Genomic DNA, 17348 nt, shown 5'->3' on the forward strand with positions numbered 1-17348 from the left:
GAGTCGCTCTCTGTTGCCTCTTCTTAGCACCGAGTGGTCTGCAGGTCGCTCCACAGGCGACTCCGCAGCATTAGGAAGGATGAAGGGTTCTACTCCAGCGACCATTACATGACAGGACGTCATGTGCTGAGCGTCGCAGGGATGCGGTTCAGCGTGTCGGTGGAGTGGACCCTTCGTTCGACCTTTACCGTGAAGCCAAGTAGATCAGTTAGTTTTCCAGATTGGTATCACAACAGGCCGATGCAGCACTGTTTTGCCGATTATGCGGACTTGATCCGGAAAATCACCACATACAGCAGCGGCACCACCACCAGGGTAATCACGGTGGCAAAGGCCAGACCGAACATGATGGTAACCGCCATGCTTTTAAAGAAGGGATCCATCAACAGCGGTGCCACCCCCAGTATGGTGGTCAATGCGCCCAGAAACACCGGCCGGGCCCGGCTGACGGCGGCGTCCACCACGGCGGCAAAGCCCGCCTTGCCGTCACCGATTTCCGCATCCGCCTGATCCACCAACACGATGGCGTTTTTCACCAACATGCCAATCAGGCTCAGCAGACCCAGAATAGCCATAAACTCGAACGGCACCTGAAACACCAGCAGGCCGACGGTGACGCCGATAATGGCCAGGGGCGCGGTCAGCCATATCACCAGGGGCTGGCGCAGGGCGTTAAACATCACCACCACCGCCAGTATCATGGCACTGAAGCCATAGGGCGCCGACAACAGCAGGCCTTCATTGGCTTCTTTCGAAGCCTTGTCTTCTCCATGCCATTCCAGCCGGTAACCGGGCGGCAGGGCCATGGCCTCAATATTCGGTCGCAGCCGCTCCAGCAGTGGTCCCGACAGCTCGCCCGGCAGCGGATCGGCCTGGGCCTTGATGGTAGGGAACCGGTCCACCCGCCGTATCATGGCGTCCACCCATTCCAGCTTCACCGCCGTGACCAGCTGACCGACCGGCACATACCGTTTGGCCGTGGGGCTGTAAACCTGCACGTTTTCCACCATGTCGGCACTGGCCCGCTCGGCGGCCGGTGCCCGGGAGATGATGGGGATCAGCTGGTCTCCTTCGCGATACACCCCAATACGCTCGCCGCTGAAGGCGCGATTGATGGCCTGACTGATGTCGGTAAGGGTCAGCCCGGCCCGGCGGGCAGCCACTTCATCCACCACAGGACGCAATACCGGTACCTTTTCACGCCAGTTATCCTGAATGGCAATGGCGCCCTCGTCCTGGGCCATGATGGCCTTGGCCTCTTCGGCCAGTTGGCGCAGCACCACCGGATCCGGTCCCATGAAGGCGGCTTCTATTTTCTTGCCACCGCCCCGGCCCAGCATAAACTTCCACACCTTGATGTCGGCCAGCGGATGACGCGCAGACAACTGCTGCTGCAGCCCGGCCACCATGTCGGCAATCCGGGTGGGATCCTCTACATCCACCAGCAACTGGCCGTAGCTGGTGTTGGGATCTTCCGGTCCGTAGGTGAGCATAAAGCGCAGCCCGCCCTGACCGATAAAGCCGGTGACGTGAGTCACGCCATCCTGCTCTTGCACAAAGTCGCTCATGCGCGCCAGTTCCGCCTCGGTTTCCCGAATATCGGTCCCCTGTGGCAGATACATGTCTACCACAAACTGAGGCCGGGCCGACTCCGGCATAAAGCCCGGCTGCACCCATTTAAAGCCGAACACGGCACCGGCCAGCAGCGCCAGCAGCAGGCCGCCGGTCAGGGCGCGATGACGCAGGGCCCCACGCAGCAAAACGCGATAGCGCGCCAGCACGCTCGACTCGGGAGCATCATTTGCCGACGGCGACACTTTCAGCAGCGCCACACAGAACAACGGCGTCAACGTAACCGCAAACAGCCAACTCAGCAGCATGGAATAGAGGATCACCCAGAACAGGGAACCGGCGTATTCGCCCATGTCGGTGGGCGACAGGCCAATGGCGCTGAACGCCAGAATGCCCACGGCGGTGCCCCCCAGCAACGGCCATTGGGTGGCCTGCACCACGGCAACGGCGGCCCGGCCGGCCCGCTCGCCCTTTTGCATCCGCACCAGAATGCCGTCGGTCACCACGATGGCATTGTCCACCAGCATGCCCAGGGCGATGATCAACGCCCCCAGCGATACCCGTTGCATGGCAATGCCATCGAGCTTCATGGCGATCAGGGTACCGGCCACCGTCAGCAGCAGCACGGCGCCCACGATAATGCCGCTGCGCAGCCCCATAAACACCACCAGCACCAGCACTACTATGGCCACCGCCGCCGCCAGGTTGGCCACAAAGCCGTTCACCGATTCCCGCACCGAGTCGGACTGGTAGGAGACTTCATTCAGCTCCATACCCAGTGGCCGTTCGCCTTCAAGCTCCATCAGTCGGGCTCGTACCGCATCGCCCATATCCACCACGTTGCCGCCGGTCACCTGAGAGATACCCAGGCCAATGGCCGGCCGGCCGTCGTATTTCATCAGTGCATGGGGCGGCTCGCTTTCGGCCCGGGTAATACTGGCCAGATCTTTCAGAAATACCACCCGATCGCCATCCTGGGAGGTCAACGCCAGGTTGCCCAGCGCCGCCACCGAGTCGGCCTGTCCGGTGGGGCTGAAATACACCCGCTGGGGGCCAATTTGCAGATCTCCCGCGTCGGTGATGACATTTTGCCGGCGCAGGGTCTGATAAATGCTGTCCAGGGATACATCCAGGCGGGCGGCCCGAGCGGCGGAGATTTCCAGATAAATAGCCTCCTGGGGTGCCCCCAGGGTGGCCACCCGGGCCACGCCCGGTACCTGCAGCAGCTCCCGCTCCAGCCCCTGCAGGTAGTCCTTGATGTGCTGCAGGGTAAAGCCCTCGCCGGTGACCGCAAAAAACAGGGCGTACACATCACCGAAGTCGTCGTTCACCACCGAGGGGCCCGCCCCCGGTGGCAGCTTGCGCTGGGCGTCGCTCACCTTGCGCCTGAGCTTGTCCCACACCTGCTCCAGCTCCCGGGTGCTGTGGGCAAAGCGCATGTCTATGTCCACCTTGACCAGGGAGTCGCCCATGCGCGACACCGAGGTCACTTCTTTCAGCTCCTGCAGTTGCTGCACCGCGTCTTCAATCACTTCGGTGACCTCTTCCGCCACCTGCGTCGGCAGCGCGCCGGGATACGGGGTGGAGATCACCGCCTGGCGAATGACAAATTCCGGATCTTCATAACGCGCCAGGCTCTGATAACTGATGTAACCGCCCACCAGCAACAACAGGCAGGCCATCCAGGCAATGGTGCGCCTGGCCAGGGTATGTTCGGCAATATTCACGGGAAGCTCCTTGTTCAGGGAGTCGGTTGCAGCGGACGCACCCTGGTGCCTTCCCGCAACTGGCTGACACCGGCAGTGACAATGCGCTCGCCGTGATTGAGGCCGACTTGTACCACCACGCTGTTGCCCCGCACCCGGCCAAGGGTAACCGGCTGACGCTCAACTCGCTCACTCTCGGGGTTGACCTTCCACACACTGGTGTCGCCATCGGGGCCGGCCACCACCGCCCGCAACGGGATCATGACCGGACCGGCTTCTGTTTGTTTCATCGCTGTTGGCAGCACTTCCACCGACATGCCCGGCAGCAGGATAAAGCCGGCCTCGGCGTCCAGCGCCAGTACCGCCTCGTAGCTCTGGGTCTGGGGATCGGCCTCGGCGGAGAACGACTTCAGCCGCACCGGCAGCGGCTGCCCGGGCTTGTCGGCAAACACGGCAACTCCTTCCACCTGCCGGGGGGCGGTACGCACCACCCGCTCGGGCACGCTAATCACGATTTCGAGGTTTTGGGTGTCCTGCAGACTCAGCACCGACTGCTTGGCCTGCACATTGCTGAAGTTTTCCACCTGGCGGCGGGTGATCACACCGGCGAAGGGCGCCAGCAGCCGCGTGTCATCCATGTCCTTTTTGGCCGCCAGGTAGCCCGCCCGGGCCACCTCCATGGCGGTGCGTTTTTGATCCACCTCGGCCCGGGCCACCGCCTGGCTTTGCTGCCAGATGCGGTTAACCCGGTTAAAGTCGGTACGGGCCTTGCCGAATTCGGCCTCGGCCGAGTTCAGGCGAATTTGGTAATTTTCTCCGTCGAGTCTGGCCACCAGCGCGCCCCGCTCCACCCGTTGCCCTTCTCGTACCGGCAATTCCACAATACGCCCGGGCACATTAAAGGCCAGTTCCGCCCGCTGCACCGCGCGCACCCGGCCCGGAAAACGCAGGCTCGCCTCGCCGACACCGGCACCTACCTGCATGATCTGCGCCGGCCGTACCACTTCTTCGGTGGCTACTGGCGGCACGTCCCGATCACAACCGGCCAGGCCGGCCAACAGCCCGGCTGCACTCAGCAGACCGAGCACTGCGTTTTTCCATCCCATGTTTCTGCCACTCTTGTTTGTTTGAGTCTGTTGTGGCCCCAACCGGCCCCAGGCGCTTTATTCAAGGTATAGTGTCGGCCAAAGTCCGCTTGCCAACAACGTCGGGGACACCCAAAATGGGTAATCATTTTTTCTTTTTTTACAAAGATATAAAACGGCATGGCAATCGACGACGATCATCTCACCACCCATTTTGAACGAATATGGCCGGCGCATGTGGAGGCGCTGACCGAGTTGCTGATCCAGCTACGACAGCAGTTTGACGGCGATCTCGACCTGATGCTGATTCTTGGCATTATCGGCACCCGTACTCAGCCGGCACGCCTGGCCAGCGCCATGACCTATGCCCAGTTCACGGCACACGACCGGCCCACGCCCGTGAGCCGGCCCATCAATATTCAGTCGGTGGCAGAATGCAGCGGCATCGCCCGGGAGACGGTACGCAGAAAAGTCGGTCGGCTGGAAAACATGGGGCTGGTCACCCGTGAAGCAAACGGCAACCTGCTGGTCACACCTCAAGCCACGGGAGAGCTAACCCCGTCCACCGAGGCCAGCCTGCGTTATATGGCGGTAATGCGAAAGCATTACGGTAATGAGGGCCAACACTCGTAATCAGCCGCATCAACACGCTTAGTGACACTCCGGCCTGCTGAATACGGTTCAGGCCGTGATTGCGCCCGGTTATCAGGCGCGGGTAACCGGAAAGGCGATCACCTGCTCCAGCCGTTCGGCACCGAGCGCCAGCATGATCAGCCGATCGATGCCCAGCGCCACCCCGGCACAGTCCGGCAGCCCGGCTTCCAGCGCCGCCAGCAGATAGTCATCCACCGGCCGACACGGCAGGCCACGCTCTAAACGATCCCGGTTATCCTGCTCGAACCGGCGGCGTTGCTCGCCGGCATCGCTGAGTTCATGAAAGCCGTTGGCCAGCTCTATGCCCTTGAAGTAGACCTCGAACCGCTCGGCCACCCGGTCATCGGTCGGGCTGATGCGGGCCAGTGCCGCCTGGCTGGCGGGAAAGTGGTAGACGAAACACGGCTCGCGCTGGCCGATGCGAGGCTCGACTCCCAGTGCAAACAGCAGCTGCAACAGGGTATCTCTGTGCTCTTCTCTGCCCACCAGATCGTCGGCTCCCAGACCCAGACCGGCGGCACGCAACTGGTCCAGCGAGCCGGTCAGCGGACACACCCCAAGAGTATCGATAAATGCCTGCCGATAGCTGAGTCGCGTGGGCACATCGCCGCCCAGTACGACCTGCAGCAAGTCGGCCATTTCATCCATCAACCGATGATGATCGAAACCGGGTCTATACCATTCCAGCATGGTAAATTCCGGATTATGCAACCGCCCCGACTCTTCGTTACGGTAGGCCTTGCAGATCTGGTAGATGGCACCACTGCCCGCCGCCAGCAGCCGCTTCATGTGAAATTCCGGTGAGGTTTGCAGGTAGAGCGCCAGCCCCTCGGCCATGCCGGGGCCGACAAAACGGGTCTCGAAATTGTCCAGGTGCACATCGGTCACGCCGGCGCTGGCCAGGGTCGGGGTCTCGACTTCCAGCACGCCACGCTCGGCAAAAAAGCCGCGGATCCGCGCCAGCAGGCGAGCACGTTGTTGTAAAAAAGGGAGGCTGGCCGTAGGTGGCCAGGCAATGGAAGTCATGTGCGATGTCATGTAAATAGCGCCCAAATAAGCGGATTTTACTCTTAATATGGGCGCTTGCCAGCTTAACGGGCGCCTTTCAGCTCTATCTGGTTTCCTTCGGGATCGAACAGATAAACGGAGAGACCTTCACCTCCGGCCCCGTAACGCAGCACCGGTGCTTCGAAGATCACCCCGTTCAATGACAGATAGGTACAGAGCTCATCCGCATCGAAAGGATCGATGTTAAGACAAAAGTGATCCATATTGGCCTTGCACCGTTCGGGAGTTTCGCCATCTCCCCCCAGCGGCCCGCGAATATCGACCAGATCGATCAGCTGTGCTCCGGCCCGTAGTTGATAGAGGCCGATGTCACTTTTTTCCCGTTCCAGAGTACAACCAAGAATACGACAGTAAAAATCCAGCATCCGCGCCGGCTGCCTCACCCTCAGCACCAGATGATCCAGCCCCAGAATCTTGAACATAACGAAACCCTCCCTGCCAGGATGCTAACAGCATGGCGTAAAAGCGTACAAAATAACAGCACCATTGCGCTCGGGCGGCGGCCATGACTCGCCGTTCACCGCCGGGGCTGGCCTGAGCCGGCCGATTAATTTCTTGAATAATGAGTCAGGATAGTTGCAAAAAGTTTTCGCACACCTACAATGCTGAAAACCGGGGGCCTAAGAAACCCCCGGTTTTTTTGTGCCTGTCACTTACTGAGGTAATACCATGCGTATCGAACAAGACTTGAAACTGGGCTTTAGCGATGTGCTGTTTCGCCCCAAGCGCTCTACTCTCAACAGCCGTTCTCAGGTAGAGCTGGGCCGCGAATTCGTGTTTAAACATTCAGGTCGTCGCTGGTCCGGTGTGCCGGTTATTGCCGCCAATATGGATACCGTGGCCACCTTTGCCATGGCCCGCGCTCTGGCCCGTCACCGGATCCTGACCGCGGTACACAAGCATTACTCGGTGGCCGAGTGGCAGGCATTTGTTCAGGAAGAAGGCGCCGATGTACTGCAGAACGTTATCGTCTCCAGCGGCACCTCCGAAAAAGACTTCGAGAAGCTGCAGCAGGTACTGGCGTTGTCGGATGAGCTTGGCTTTATCTGCATCGACGTAGCCAACGGTTACAGCGAGCATTTCGCCGCCTTTGTCAGCAAGGCTCGCAAGCAGTGGCCAAAACACACCATCATTGCCGGTAACGTGGTCACCGGTGAAATGGTGGAAGAGCTGATCCTGTGCGGCGCCGATATCGTCAAGGTCGGCATAGGTCCGGGCTCCGTTTGTACCACCCGGGTCAAGACCGGCGTCGGCTACCCGCAGCTGTCGGCCATTATCGAATGCGCCGATGCGGCTCACGGTCTGGGTGGCCAGATCATCGGTGACGGTGGCTGTACCTGCCCCGGCGACGTGGCCAAGGCCTTTGGTGGCGGCGCCGACTTCGTGATGCTGGGTGGCATGCTGGCGGCCCACGAAGAATGCGGCGGCGAGCTGGTCGAGCGCGATGGCAAGACCTTCATGAAGTTCTACGGCATGAGCTCTTCCAGCGCCATGGACAAGCACGCCGGTGGCGTGGCCAAGTATCGCGCGGCAGAAGGCAAAACGGTCGAGCTGGCGTTTCGCGGTCCGGTAGAAGACACCATTCAGGACATTCTGGGCGGCGTTCGTTCAACCTGTACCTATGTGGGAGCCCAGCACCTGAAAGAGCTGACCAAGCGCACCACCTTTATTCAGGTGCGGGAACAGGAAAACAACGTCTACGGCAAGGAATAAGATGTGAGGGGTGAGGGGTGAGGGGTTAAACATGTTTTCCCCTCACTCTTTACGCTTCACTCCTCACCGCTTTGCTCAATAAAAAACGGCGCCCAAAGGCGCCGTTTTTTTATTGAGCAAAGCGTCAGGCTTACTTCACGCGGGAAACGTATTCACCGGAGCGGGTATCCACCTTCAGCACTTCACCAATCTGAATGAACAGCGGCACTCGTACTACGGCGCCGGTGGTCAGGGTAGCGGGCTTGCCGCCGGTGCCGGCGGTGTCGCCTTTCAGGCCCGGATCGGTTTCCACTACTTCCAGCTCAACGAAGTTGGGCGGCGTCACGGAAATTGCGGCGCCGTTCCACAGGGTCAGGGTGCACACGTCCTGTTCCTTCAGCCACAGCTTGGCATCAGAAACGGCTTTCTCGTCGGCGGCCAGCTGTTCGAAGGTCTCGTTGTTCATGAAGTGATAGAACTCGCCATCGTTGTACAGATAGGCCAGTTCCATATCCACCACGTCGGCGGCTTCTACGGTGTCACCGGATTTGAAGGTTTTTTCCAGCATCTTGCCATTGAGCAGACGACGGATCTTCACCCGGCTGAACGCCTGACCTTTACCGGGCTTGACGAATTCGTTTTCGACAATGGCACAGGGCTCGCCATCCAGCATAATCTTTAGGCCGGCACGGAAATCATTGGTACTATAAGAGGCCATTTTACCCTCGTGAGTTTGACAGAGTTGCAGAAAATGCCGGCAATGATACCCGTAAATGGGGGCGATTTACATATTAACTGGCAAAAAGAACTTGGCCAGGCCTTTACCTCTCCCGAGCAGCTGTTGCATTACCTGCAGATCGACGCGGCCCCGTGGCAGGCCGGCTTTCGGGCTCGGCAGCTGTTTCCGATGCGGGTGCCCCGCCCCTTTGCCGACAAGATGCGGCCGGGTGACGCCCAGGATCCCCTGCTGCGTCAGGTACTTCCCCTCGGTGAAGAATTCGAGCAGGTGCCCGGCTTTGTGACCGATCCGCTCGACGAGCACGACAGCGCCCTGCCCGGTCTGCTGCACAAATATGAGTCTCGAGTGCTGCTGGTAGTGCGTGGGGGTTGCGCGGTGAACTGCCGCTACTGCTTTCGCCGCCACTTTCCCTACGCAGACAACAGCCCGGGCCGCGACGGCTGGCGCGAGGCGCTGGACTACATTGCCGCCCATCCCGAGATCAATGAAGTGATCCTCTCGGGCGGTGACCCGCTGATGGCCAGAGACGATCACCTCGACACCCTGATCACCGGCCTGGAAGCCATTCCTCACCTGAAGCGGCTGCGTATTCATACTCGGCTGCCGGTGGTGATTCCGGCCCGGTTGACCGAGGCACTGCAACAGCGACTCGCGCAAAGCCGGCTGCAGGCGGTGATGGTGCTGCACATCAACCATGCCAATGAAATCGACGACGAGCTGATCACCCGGCTTGCTCCCTGGCGCCACGGCGGCATTACCCTGCTCAACCAGAGTGTGCTGCTGGCCGGGGTGAATGATGATGCCGAGGCTCTGTGCCAATTGTCGGAACGACTGTTTGAGGCCGGGGTGATGCCCTATTATCTGCATCAGCTGGACCAGGTTGAAGGCGCCGCACACTTCGCGGTAAACGACCGGCAGGCAACCGCCTTGCTGGCCGACATGCTGGCCCGGCTGCCCGGCTTTCTGGTACCCAAGCTGGTGCGCGAAATCGGCGGTGAACACAGCAAGACGCCCATCGATCTGGGTCTTGAACCGACCCTAAATTAACAATAAGGAACCGATATGCACGACTCCGTGACCGCAAAACTGAACGACACCCTGAAAGAGCTGTATCACCAGGCGATTGATGCAGACAAAAAACTGGCCGAGCTGCGCACTCGTGGCCAGGCCAAGTTCAGTGCCGTACTGCGGGAAGACAGCCAGTTCATCACCCATGCGGATCATTTCATGCCCTATGTGGCCGAGCTGGCGGAAGAGCTGGAACTGCTGGCAACGGCCACCGATGAGGAATATCAGGATCTGTTGTCACGCATGGTGCACAAGATCCAGCTGCTGGCCGAAACCCTCAGTCATTTCTCCCGACTGTCTTGAGCCCTTGCCGGTATCGCGCCGCCGGCTATCCAGGCTGGCGGCGCTTGAGCCAGCCGCCCACGTCTTCGGCCGGCAAGATCTCGGCCACCGCATCTCCCTGCACCAGCAACGGCTGGCCCATGTTTTCAAGCACCTCAAGCTCCGCCGCATGATCAACACCGCAGCAAATCAGCGGTTGCTGCAGTACACCCGCCAGGGCAAACAAGGTCTCCAGCTGCCGGCGAGGCTCGCCCTCGCGTTCAATGCCGCTGCAGAAGGTGGCATCCAGCTTCAGCCAGCTGAGCGGGAGTTGCGACAGGGTTCCCCAGGCCGAACGACCACTACCGAATTCCGTCAGCGCGATGCGAATGCCCGCCGCCCTGAGCCCTTGCATCACCTCCAGTGCCTCACGCGTATCCTGCATCGCCACATTTTCATTGATATCCAGCACCAGTGCCTCGGCCGGCAGCCCGTATTGTTGCAACACCGGCATAATCGTTTGATCCAGCCCGGTTCGAAACAGCGCCGGCGGCACCGTCAGGCTGACAAACACGGACGGCGTGCCCTGTACTTTCCACAGCGGCAACTGTCGGCAGATCTGCTGCAAAAACCACATGAACAGCCGCTCCGACAAGTGATATTGCTCGGTGACCCGCATCAGCTCTGTCGTTGGAATAATCCCGAATCCCGGATGATGCCAGCTCAACAGCGCCTGCAGCCCACGACAATCGCCGCCGGGCTTTTCTATCAGCGGCTGTAGCTGCAGGCTCAGGGCGTTACTGTTCAGTGCCGCCGGCAGATCGATGGCCAGCTGCTGGCGACGCGACATTTCCTTCAGCAGCGAGGGGTCGAAAAACACATAGGGCAGCCGCTCTCGCCGACACAACTCCAGCGCCAGCTCCCCTCGGGCCCGCAAGTCCACCAGGTTGTCCGCATCCGCCGGATACAGCACCACCCCCATGAGCGGCGTCAGGTAAAAGTCATGGGCATCGATGGACACCTTATCGGTCAGTGCCTGACGAAAACGGGACAGCTGCGCTCGAACTTCTTCCAGCGAGACCACGCCCCGCCCCAGTATCACCAGCCCTTCCTGCCGGGGCTGTGCAATAAACTCATGGGATTGCAGGCTCTGTTGCAGGCGCTGACAGAAAACCTGCAACAGACGATCCGCCACCTCGAATCCGAAGCGATGATGATGCTCGGTCAGATCTTTCAATTCCAGTACGGTCACACTGAAAGGCGTTTTCTGTTCGATCATCGGTGCCATGCGTCGTTGCAGGGCAAAACGATTGGGCAACCCGGTCAGCGGATCCCGCAGTCGCTGAATCCAGTAATGCCGCAGCTCCCGAAACAACAACAGCAACAGCAGGGCCAGAGTAATAAACAAGCTCACTATCTGGATATGAAGCTGCTTGCCCAGTTTGCGATAAGCCTGGTCATACTCCGCATAAAATCGCACATTGCCATGCATGGTCGCGGTCACGGTACGAGACAGCGGCTCCAGATAGGGCGTCAGCTCGGTCAGAATGAAGCGATAATCCGGCGAGCCGGGTTGCAGCTCTGCCACCGCCCGTTCCAGCCCCCGCACCCGAGTATCGATCTGGCGAATCAAGAGCCACAGGTCGGGTCGATCGCCGAGAGTATCCTTGAACTGGCTGCTCAGCAGTATCGGGATTCGACTCCAGAGAATATCGTAACGCAGCGCCAGTTCGTCTTTAGCGATGGCATTCGCCCGCAGCAGCCGCACCGCATCCAGAAAGCGGTCCATCTCCAGCTGCAGTTGCATCAGCGACCAGGGAACCTCGTAGGTACGTTGCTCCAGCACCGTGTTGTGCTGGCGAATATCCATCAGGGTATGGGTGGCGCCACTGCCAAGAATGAGCATGCCCAGTAACAGCAGGCCACCAATAATCAGCTTGAAGGAATGAAGGTGGCCATATTGGTTATCCGCACGCAGAAATGAAGAAAAAAACGGTCTCATTCAGGCTCCGAATGCACGCTGATGCTGCTGAGCTGCCAGGCCATGAAGTGCAGAAGATCGGCCTGCTGCACCTTGGGCACCCGATCGAAGGGCAGCATCAACCATAGCGGACCCTTGTTACGGCGGCTCATCTTCTTGCCATCGTCCTGCCAGGCGAGAAGGGATTCAAGGGGCTGACTTGTGGCCAGTCGACGGCCACGCTGAAGCCGTTCAGGGCCTCCAGGTGCAGAGTAACCACGCGGCGATGACCGAACAGTCGAGCCACCAGCCGGTTCAGATCCACCCCCCGGTAGTGATGAGGCCTGCTCACCCAGGGATGGGTCGTGGTGATCTCGGCCTGAGGCATAACCTGCAGCTCGCTCAGGGTAAAATCCAGTCGCTCATATTGCCGCTCATCGAGCCGAATATCTCCGAGCAGGGTCAGCACCACCGGCTCCGACGCCTGGGCCTGCCATGACCACAGCAGCAACATCAGTATTCTGCCCATCAGCTTCATTACCGCTTCTCCTTAACACCGACAGGCCGGACATCATCTTTGATAAGAATGACATCATGCCTCAAGCGAAGACCATCATACCTAAATCATTCAGTCTGACCGAAGTGTAATTGATTAATAACACTGTGAATTGCGATATTTTAAGCATATAAAATTAAAAAACCGGGCACAGAGGCCCGGTTTTTGGATCATGGTCGGTTCAGCGACCAGGAAGCATAGATGTGATTCAAATCACATCATACCGCCCATGCCGCCCATACCACCCATGCCGCCCATGTCCGGCATTGCCGGCGCGTCTTGCTTGGGCAGTTCGGTCACCATGGCTTCGGTGGTGATCATCAGGCCGGCCACGGAGGCGGCGAACTGCAGCGCAGAACGGGTCACCTTGGTCGGATCCAGAATACCCATGGCCAGCATGTCGCCGTAGGTGTCGTTACCGGCGTTGTAACCGAAGTTACCTTCACCGTCCTTGATTTTGGATACCACAACCGAGGCTTCTTCGCCGGCGTTGGTCACGATCTGACGCAGCGGAGATTCCATGGCGCGCAGGGCAACCTTGATACCCACGTTCTGGTCTTCGTTGTCGCCACGCAGCTCGGCCAGCGTGCTGGCAACGCGAACCAGGGCCACACCGCCGCCCGGTACCACGCCTTCCTCTACCGCGGCACGGGTGGCGTGCAGGGCATCGTCGACGCGGGCCTTCTTCTCTTTCATTTCCATTTCGGTAGCGGCACCGACCTTGATCACGGCAACACCGCCGGCCAGCTTGGCCACGCGCTCTTGCAGCTTCTCTTTGTCGTAATCGGAAGAAGAGTCTTCGATCTGCTGGCGAATCTGCGCCACGCGCGCTTCGATGGACGCCACTTCACCCACGCCATCGATGATGGTGGTGTTGTCTTTGGTGATCACCACGCGCTTGGCACGGCCCAGATCTTCCAGGGTCGCTTTTTCCAGCTCCAGACCCACTTCTTCGGAGATCACGGTACCACCGGTCAGAATAGCGATATCCTGCAGCATGGCCTTGCGACGGTCGCCAAAGCCCGGGGCCTTGACGCCGGCTACTTTTACGATGCCGCGCATGTTGTTCACCACCAGAGTGGCCAGCGCTTCGCCTTCGATGTCTTCGGCAACCAGCAGCAGCGGCTTGGATTGCTTGGCGACGCCTTCCAGTACCGGCAGCAGTTCGCGGATGTTGGAGACTTTCTTGTCAACCAGCAGGATGAAGGGGTCTTCCAGCTCGACGGTACCGGTTTCCTGCTTGTTGATGAAGTAGGGAGACAGGTAGCCACGGTCGAACTGCATGCCTTCTACCACGTCCAGCTCGTCCTGCAGGCCCTGACCTTCTTCTACGGTGATCACACCGTCGGTGCCCACTTTTTCCATGGCTTCGGCAATCAGCTCGCCCACGGTTTCGTCGGAGTTGGCAGAGATGGTACCTACCTGAGCAATGGCCTTGGTGTCTTTACAGGGAACAGACAGATTCTTCAGCTCGGCAACGGCCTGGATCACGGCCTTGTCGATGCCGCGCTTCAGGTCCATCGGGTTCATGCCGGCGGCAACCGCTTTCAGGCCTTCGTTAACGATGGACTGAGCCAGTACGGTGGCGGTAGTGGTGCCGTCACCCGCTTCGTCGTTGGCCTTGGAAGCGACTTCCTTCACCATCTGGGCGCCCATGTTTTCGAACTTGTCTTCCAGCTCGATTTCCTTGGCAACGGACACGCCGTCCTTGGTGATAACGGGAGCACCGAAAGACTTGTCCAGTACCACGTTACGGCCTTTCGGGCCCAGGGTAACGCGAACGGCGTCGGCCAGGATGTTGACACCCTTGAGCATTTTTACGCGAGCGTCATTACCAAATTTAACTTCTTTAGCAGCCATTGTTCATATTCCTTGAAACTTGAAAGTAGATAAACCGGATGATTATTCGACGATAGCCAGAATGTCGTTTTCGGACAGGATCAGTACTTCCTGGCCGTCCAGCTTCTCGGTTTTCACGCCATAGCCTTCGTTGAAAATGACCTTGTCACCCACCTTGACGGACATGGCTTTCACTTCGCCGCTGTCCAGCGTGCGGCCATTACCTACCGCCAGCACCTCACCACGGGTGGACTTTTCGGCGGCAGACCCGGTCAAAACAATGCCTCCGGCAGATTTTGACTCGGCTTCAATACGCTTGATAATAACGCGATCGTGCAATGGACGAATGTTCATCGATAACTCTCCTGATGAGTGTTGTTACCTAGTGATATAAACGGCCGGCGGCCGCAAACTGTTATGCTGTCTCTCTATATGGGAGCGCATTCCCCCCCTTCAAGGGTTCAGGGTATAAATTTTTTTAAAAGCGCGACCGGCGACGGTATCATGGGCATCGCCTCTGCCAAGCAGGCTCATTCATTTCAAGAGATTTTTCGTGCTACAACACAACTCGCTGCTGACCTCCCCCATAGGCCCGCAACTGGCCAGAATGGCCGGGCCCATGGCGCTCGGCATTGTCGCCATTCAGGCCTTTAATCTGGTCGATATCTTTTTCATCGGCCTGCTCGGCACCGATGCCCTGGCGGCCATCAGCTTTACCTTTCCGGTCACCTTTGTGGTGATCTCGCTGGCCATGGGGCTGGGTGCGGGCTTGTCCGCCTGCCTGGGCCAGGCGCTGGGCGCCGGCAACCGGCAAGAGGCCGCCCAGTTCACCAGTCACAGCCTGCTGCTGGCGCTGCTGCTGGTGTGCCTGCTGGCCGGTTTGGGGGCCGGCACCATAGACCCGCTGTTCCGGCTGCTTGGCGCCACCGATGCACTACTGGTGCCGATCCACGACTATATGCTGATCTGGTATCTGACCATGCCGCTGCTGGTGCTGCCGATGGTGGGCAATGCGGCCATTCGCGCCACCGGCGATACCCGCACCCCCAGTCTGGTGATGCTGGTGGCCGGCCTGGTCAACGGCCTGCTCGATCCGCTGCTTATCTTCGGCATTGGCCCCTTTCCCGAGCTGGGCATCAGGGGCGCCGCCATCGCCTCGGCCAGCTCCTGGCTGATGGCCACTATCGTCGGGCTCTGGCTGTTGTGGCGCCGGGAGCAATTGCTGCTCTGGCCCTGGCTGCGGCTGGACAGGGTAGTACCGCACTGGCGCCAGCTGTTGCAGGTGGCCATTCCCGCCTCCTTTACCAACCTGCTCAATCCGCTCACCACCGCCGTGCTGATGATGATACTGGCCGGGCTGGGCAAGGAGGTGGTCGCCGCTTATGGTGCCGCCTCACGCATCGAGGCGCTGATGCTGATTGCCATGATGGCGCTCAGCTCGGTGCTGGCGCCCTTTATTTCCCAGAATACCGGTGCCGGTCTGCATGAGCGCAGCCGGCAGGCCTTGCTGCTGTCGATGCGCTTTGCACTCGGCTTTCAGCTGCTGGTGTTCGGCTTGTTGTGGTGGCTGGCCCCCTGGCTGGCGCGCCAGTTTACCGACAGCGCCGAGGTAAGCCGGCACCTGACGTTTTATCTGCGGCTGGTGCCCTTGGGGTATGGTTTGCAGGGCTGCTTCATGCTGTTGGCATCGGCGCTGAACGGGCTGCGGGTATCGAGTATATCACTGCTGTTCAACGCCATCCGGCTGTTCGGTCTGCTGTTGCCGCTGGCCTGGCTGGGCAACCGATGGCACGGGGAAGTCGGTGTCTTTACCGGCATTCTGGTGGCCAACATGCTGGCGGGCATTATCGCCGGTGGTTTCGCCTGGCGGCGTTTCCCCTGGAAAATCAATCACCCGGCAAACTAAAGCGGTAAGCCATCTGCTGTCAGAAGTGAGCCAAACTAAAACAGGCACTAACGCTGTCCCTGAGCCGTCTTACCGGGCTTGCCCCGGTATCTTTCTTTAGCTGATGACTTACCGCTGACGGCTTATACCAATCTGCCTAAATAACTGATCTGTTTAGCTTCCCTGTAAAGGTCGAACGAAGGGTCTACTCCACCGACACGCTGCAAGCACCTCCATGTGGCGCTCATCACATGACGTCCTGTCATGTGATGGTCGCTGGAGCAGAACCCTTCATCCGCCCCTCTGCTGTGGCGTCGCCTGTGGGAGCCCCTGCAGACAACTCGGTGTTCCAGAAGAGGCAACAGAGAACGGCTCCCACGACCGTGAAATGCCAGGAACGGCATTTCCGAGCCCCCATGGGGCAGCTTGCTGCCGTATATCTTTGTTGGGTAATGGACCGAATATCCAGTGAATATTCGCAGCCGGTTACCCAGCAAAGATGGCTAGCCCAGTGGCGTGTCGAGGGAGGCGGCTGTGTTGCCTCTGGCCTGAGGCCTCAATATGACTAGATAGTTAATGGAACTGGTATTACCTGGCGGCTTTGTGGCTGAAAACCAGGCTTAACGCTGTCTTCAGGCACCTTGTCACCGGGTTATTTATCATCGTCCTTGCGCTGAAAGTCCCCCTCGAAGGTGGTGCCTTCATCGCCTCGTTCCGGATGTCGGCCCAGCCGCTCCCGAGTCGTGCGGGTTTCGCTGTATTCATGATATTCGGCGGTAAAGGTGCGGCCCTGGTTGCCGCGCACATGCGCCCTGCTCATGAAGCGCTCGATCAACGCGGCACGTACCGGCGGCAGCAGCAGCAGCACGCCCCCCAGATCCGACACGAAGCCCGGCAACAGCAGCAGGACACCACTCAGGGCCAGCATGATACCGGCCAGCATCTCCCGCGCCGGGGTTTCGCCCTGGTTCACCTTGCGCTGGGCTTCCATCAGGGTCTGCAGGCCCTGAATACGCACCAGGCTGATGCCGACCACGGCAGTCAGCATGATCAGCGCGATAGTGCTCCAGGCGCCGATGGCCGAGCCCACCTCGATGAATACAAAAATTTCCAGCAGGGTGGCGGCGACAAACATCCAAAAAATCTTACCCACTAAAACCTCATCTTCGCCTGCATTGGCGATGTATTGGGGAGAAACCATCAACATGGGGGCGAAGCGCGTTATTTTCAAATCATGCAGCGCGATGATTTTAGTCCGGAGCA

Annotated in this window: 16 protein-coding genes; 5 read left to right on the forward strand and 11 right to left on the reverse strand. The window is 59.4% G+C overall.

The genetic code is table 11. The features are described from left to right. Positions 1 to 260: 260 nt before the first annotated feature. Together Q0753_RS00995 and Q0753_RS01000 are read right to left on the reverse strand one after the other, a co-directional pair. The gene (locus Q0753_RS00995) at positions 261 to 3299 is read right to left on the reverse strand and encodes an efflux RND transporter permease subunit (RefSeq protein WP_298715920.1); all 3039 of its coding nucleotides are present in this window, start codon (positions 3297 to 3299) and stop codon (positions 261 to 263) included. A gap of 14 nt (positions 3300 to 3313) precedes the next feature. Continuing rightward, positions 3314 to 4384: an efflux RND transporter periplasmic adaptor subunit gene (locus tag Q0753_RS01000; RefSeq protein WP_298715922.1), complete on the reverse strand. Its 1071-nt coding sequence runs from the start codon at positions 4382 to 4384 to the stop codon at positions 3314 to 3316. A 159-nt stretch (positions 4385 to 4543) separates the two neighbouring features. Between Q0753_RS01000 and Q0753_RS01005 the strand changes: the two genes are divergently transcribed. Further along, on the forward strand, positions 4544 to 4996 hold the full coding sequence (locus tag Q0753_RS01005) for a hypothetical protein (protein WP_298715924.1): 453 nt from the start codon (positions 4544 to 4546) through the stop codon (positions 4994 to 4996). A gap of 72 nt (positions 4997 to 5068) precedes the next feature. On the opposite strand, the gene epmA is transcribed toward Q0753_RS01005, so the two are convergent. Both epmA and Q0753_RS01015 read right to left on the reverse strand, forming a co-directional pair. Continuing rightward, positions 5069 to 6055, reverse strand: a complete 987-nt coding sequence (gene epmA / locus Q0753_RS01010) for an elongation factor P--(R)-beta-lysine ligase (protein WP_298715926.1) — start codon at positions 6053 to 6055, stop codon at positions 5069 to 5071. A gap of 53 nt (positions 6056 to 6108) precedes the next feature. After that, a complete protein-coding gene (locus tag Q0753_RS01015; RefSeq protein WP_298715928.1) occupies positions 6109 to 6507 on the reverse strand; it encodes a VOC family protein in 399 nt (132 codons plus the stop codon). A 247-nt stretch (positions 6508 to 6754) separates the two neighbouring features. Here Q0753_RS01015 and Q0753_RS01020 point away from each other — a divergent pair, with 247 nt between their 5' ends. Then, positions 6755 to 7798, forward strand: a complete 1044-nt coding sequence (locus Q0753_RS01020; protein WP_298715930.1) for a GMP reductase — start codon at positions 6755 to 6757, stop codon at positions 7796 to 7798. 130 nt (positions 7799 to 7928) lie between these two features. Here the strand turns inward: Q0753_RS01020 and efp are convergent, their stop codons facing one another. After that, a complete protein-coding gene (gene efp / locus Q0753_RS01025) occupies positions 7929 to 8495 on the reverse strand; it encodes an elongation factor P (RefSeq protein ID WP_071471633.1) in 567 nt (188 codons plus the stop codon). Between the two features lie 42 nt (positions 8496 to 8537). On the opposite strand from efp, the gene epmB reads away from it, so the two are divergent. Next, a complete protein-coding gene (epmB, locus tag Q0753_RS01030; RefSeq protein ID WP_298715934.1) occupies positions 8538 to 9563 on the forward strand; it encodes an EF-P beta-lysylation protein EpmB in 1026 nt (341 codons plus the stop codon). A 15-nt stretch (positions 9564 to 9578) separates the two neighbouring features. Beyond that, the gene (locus tag Q0753_RS01035; RefSeq protein ID WP_298715936.1) at positions 9579 to 9887 is read left to right on the forward strand and encodes a hypothetical protein; all 309 of its coding nucleotides are present in this window, start codon (positions 9579 to 9581) and stop codon (positions 9885 to 9887) included. Between the two features lie 25 nt (positions 9888 to 9912). Here the strand turns inward: Q0753_RS01035 and Q0753_RS01040 are convergent, their stop codons facing one another. The 5 genes from Q0753_RS01040 to Q0753_RS01060 form a co-directional block, all read right to left on the reverse strand. After that, on the reverse strand, positions 9913 to 11847 hold the full coding sequence (locus tag Q0753_RS01040; protein WP_298715938.1) for an EAL domain-containing protein: 1935 nt from the start codon (positions 11845 to 11847) through the stop codon (positions 9913 to 9915). Next, the gene (locus tag Q0753_RS01045; RefSeq protein WP_298715940.1) at positions 11844 to 11978 is read right to left on the reverse strand and encodes a hypothetical protein; all 135 of its coding nucleotides are present in this window, start codon (positions 11976 to 11978) and stop codon (positions 11844 to 11846) included. The genes Q0753_RS01040 and Q0753_RS01045 overlap by 4 nt, the downstream gene beginning before the upstream one ends. Then, complete coding sequence (locus tag Q0753_RS01050; protein ID WP_298715942.1) at positions 11975 to 12343, reverse strand: molybdopterin-binding protein; 369 nt, start codon at positions 12341 to 12343, stop codon at positions 11975 to 11977. The genes Q0753_RS01045 and Q0753_RS01050 overlap by 4 nt, the downstream gene beginning before the upstream one ends. A 231-nt stretch (positions 12344 to 12574) precedes the next feature. After that, positions 12575 to 14221 carry a chaperonin GroEL gene (gene groL, locus Q0753_RS01055; RefSeq protein ID WP_298715944.1) on the reverse strand — a complete coding sequence of 549 codons (1647 nt, stop codon included), beginning with the start codon at positions 14219 to 14221 and terminating at the stop codon, positions 12575 to 12577. Between the two features lie 42 nt (positions 14222 to 14263). Then, the gene (locus tag Q0753_RS01060; RefSeq protein WP_298715946.1) at positions 14264 to 14554 is read right to left on the reverse strand and encodes a co-chaperone GroES; all 291 of its coding nucleotides are present in this window, start codon (positions 14552 to 14554) and stop codon (positions 14264 to 14266) included. Positions 14555 to 14807: 253 nt separating this feature from the next. On the opposite strand from Q0753_RS01060, the gene Q0753_RS01065 reads away from it, so the two are divergent. Beyond that, on the forward strand, positions 14808 to 16106 hold the full coding sequence (locus Q0753_RS01065) for an MATE family efflux transporter (protein WP_298716071.1): 1299 nt from the start codon (positions 14808 to 14810) through the stop codon (positions 16104 to 16106). Positions 16107 to 16737: 631 nt separating this feature from the next. On the opposite strand, the gene Q0753_RS01070 is transcribed toward Q0753_RS01065, so the two are convergent. Further along, positions 16738 to 17238, reverse strand: coding sequence for an FxsA family protein (locus Q0753_RS01070; protein ID WP_298715948.1), 501 nt, complete (start codon positions 17236 to 17238; stop codon positions 16738 to 16740). Positions 17239 to 17348 lie beyond the last annotated feature (110 nt).

The organism is uncultured Oceanisphaera sp. (assembly GCF_947495715.1).
Lineage (GTDB): Bacteria > Pseudomonadota > Gammaproteobacteria > Enterobacterales > Aeromonadaceae > Oceanimonas > Oceanimonas sediminis.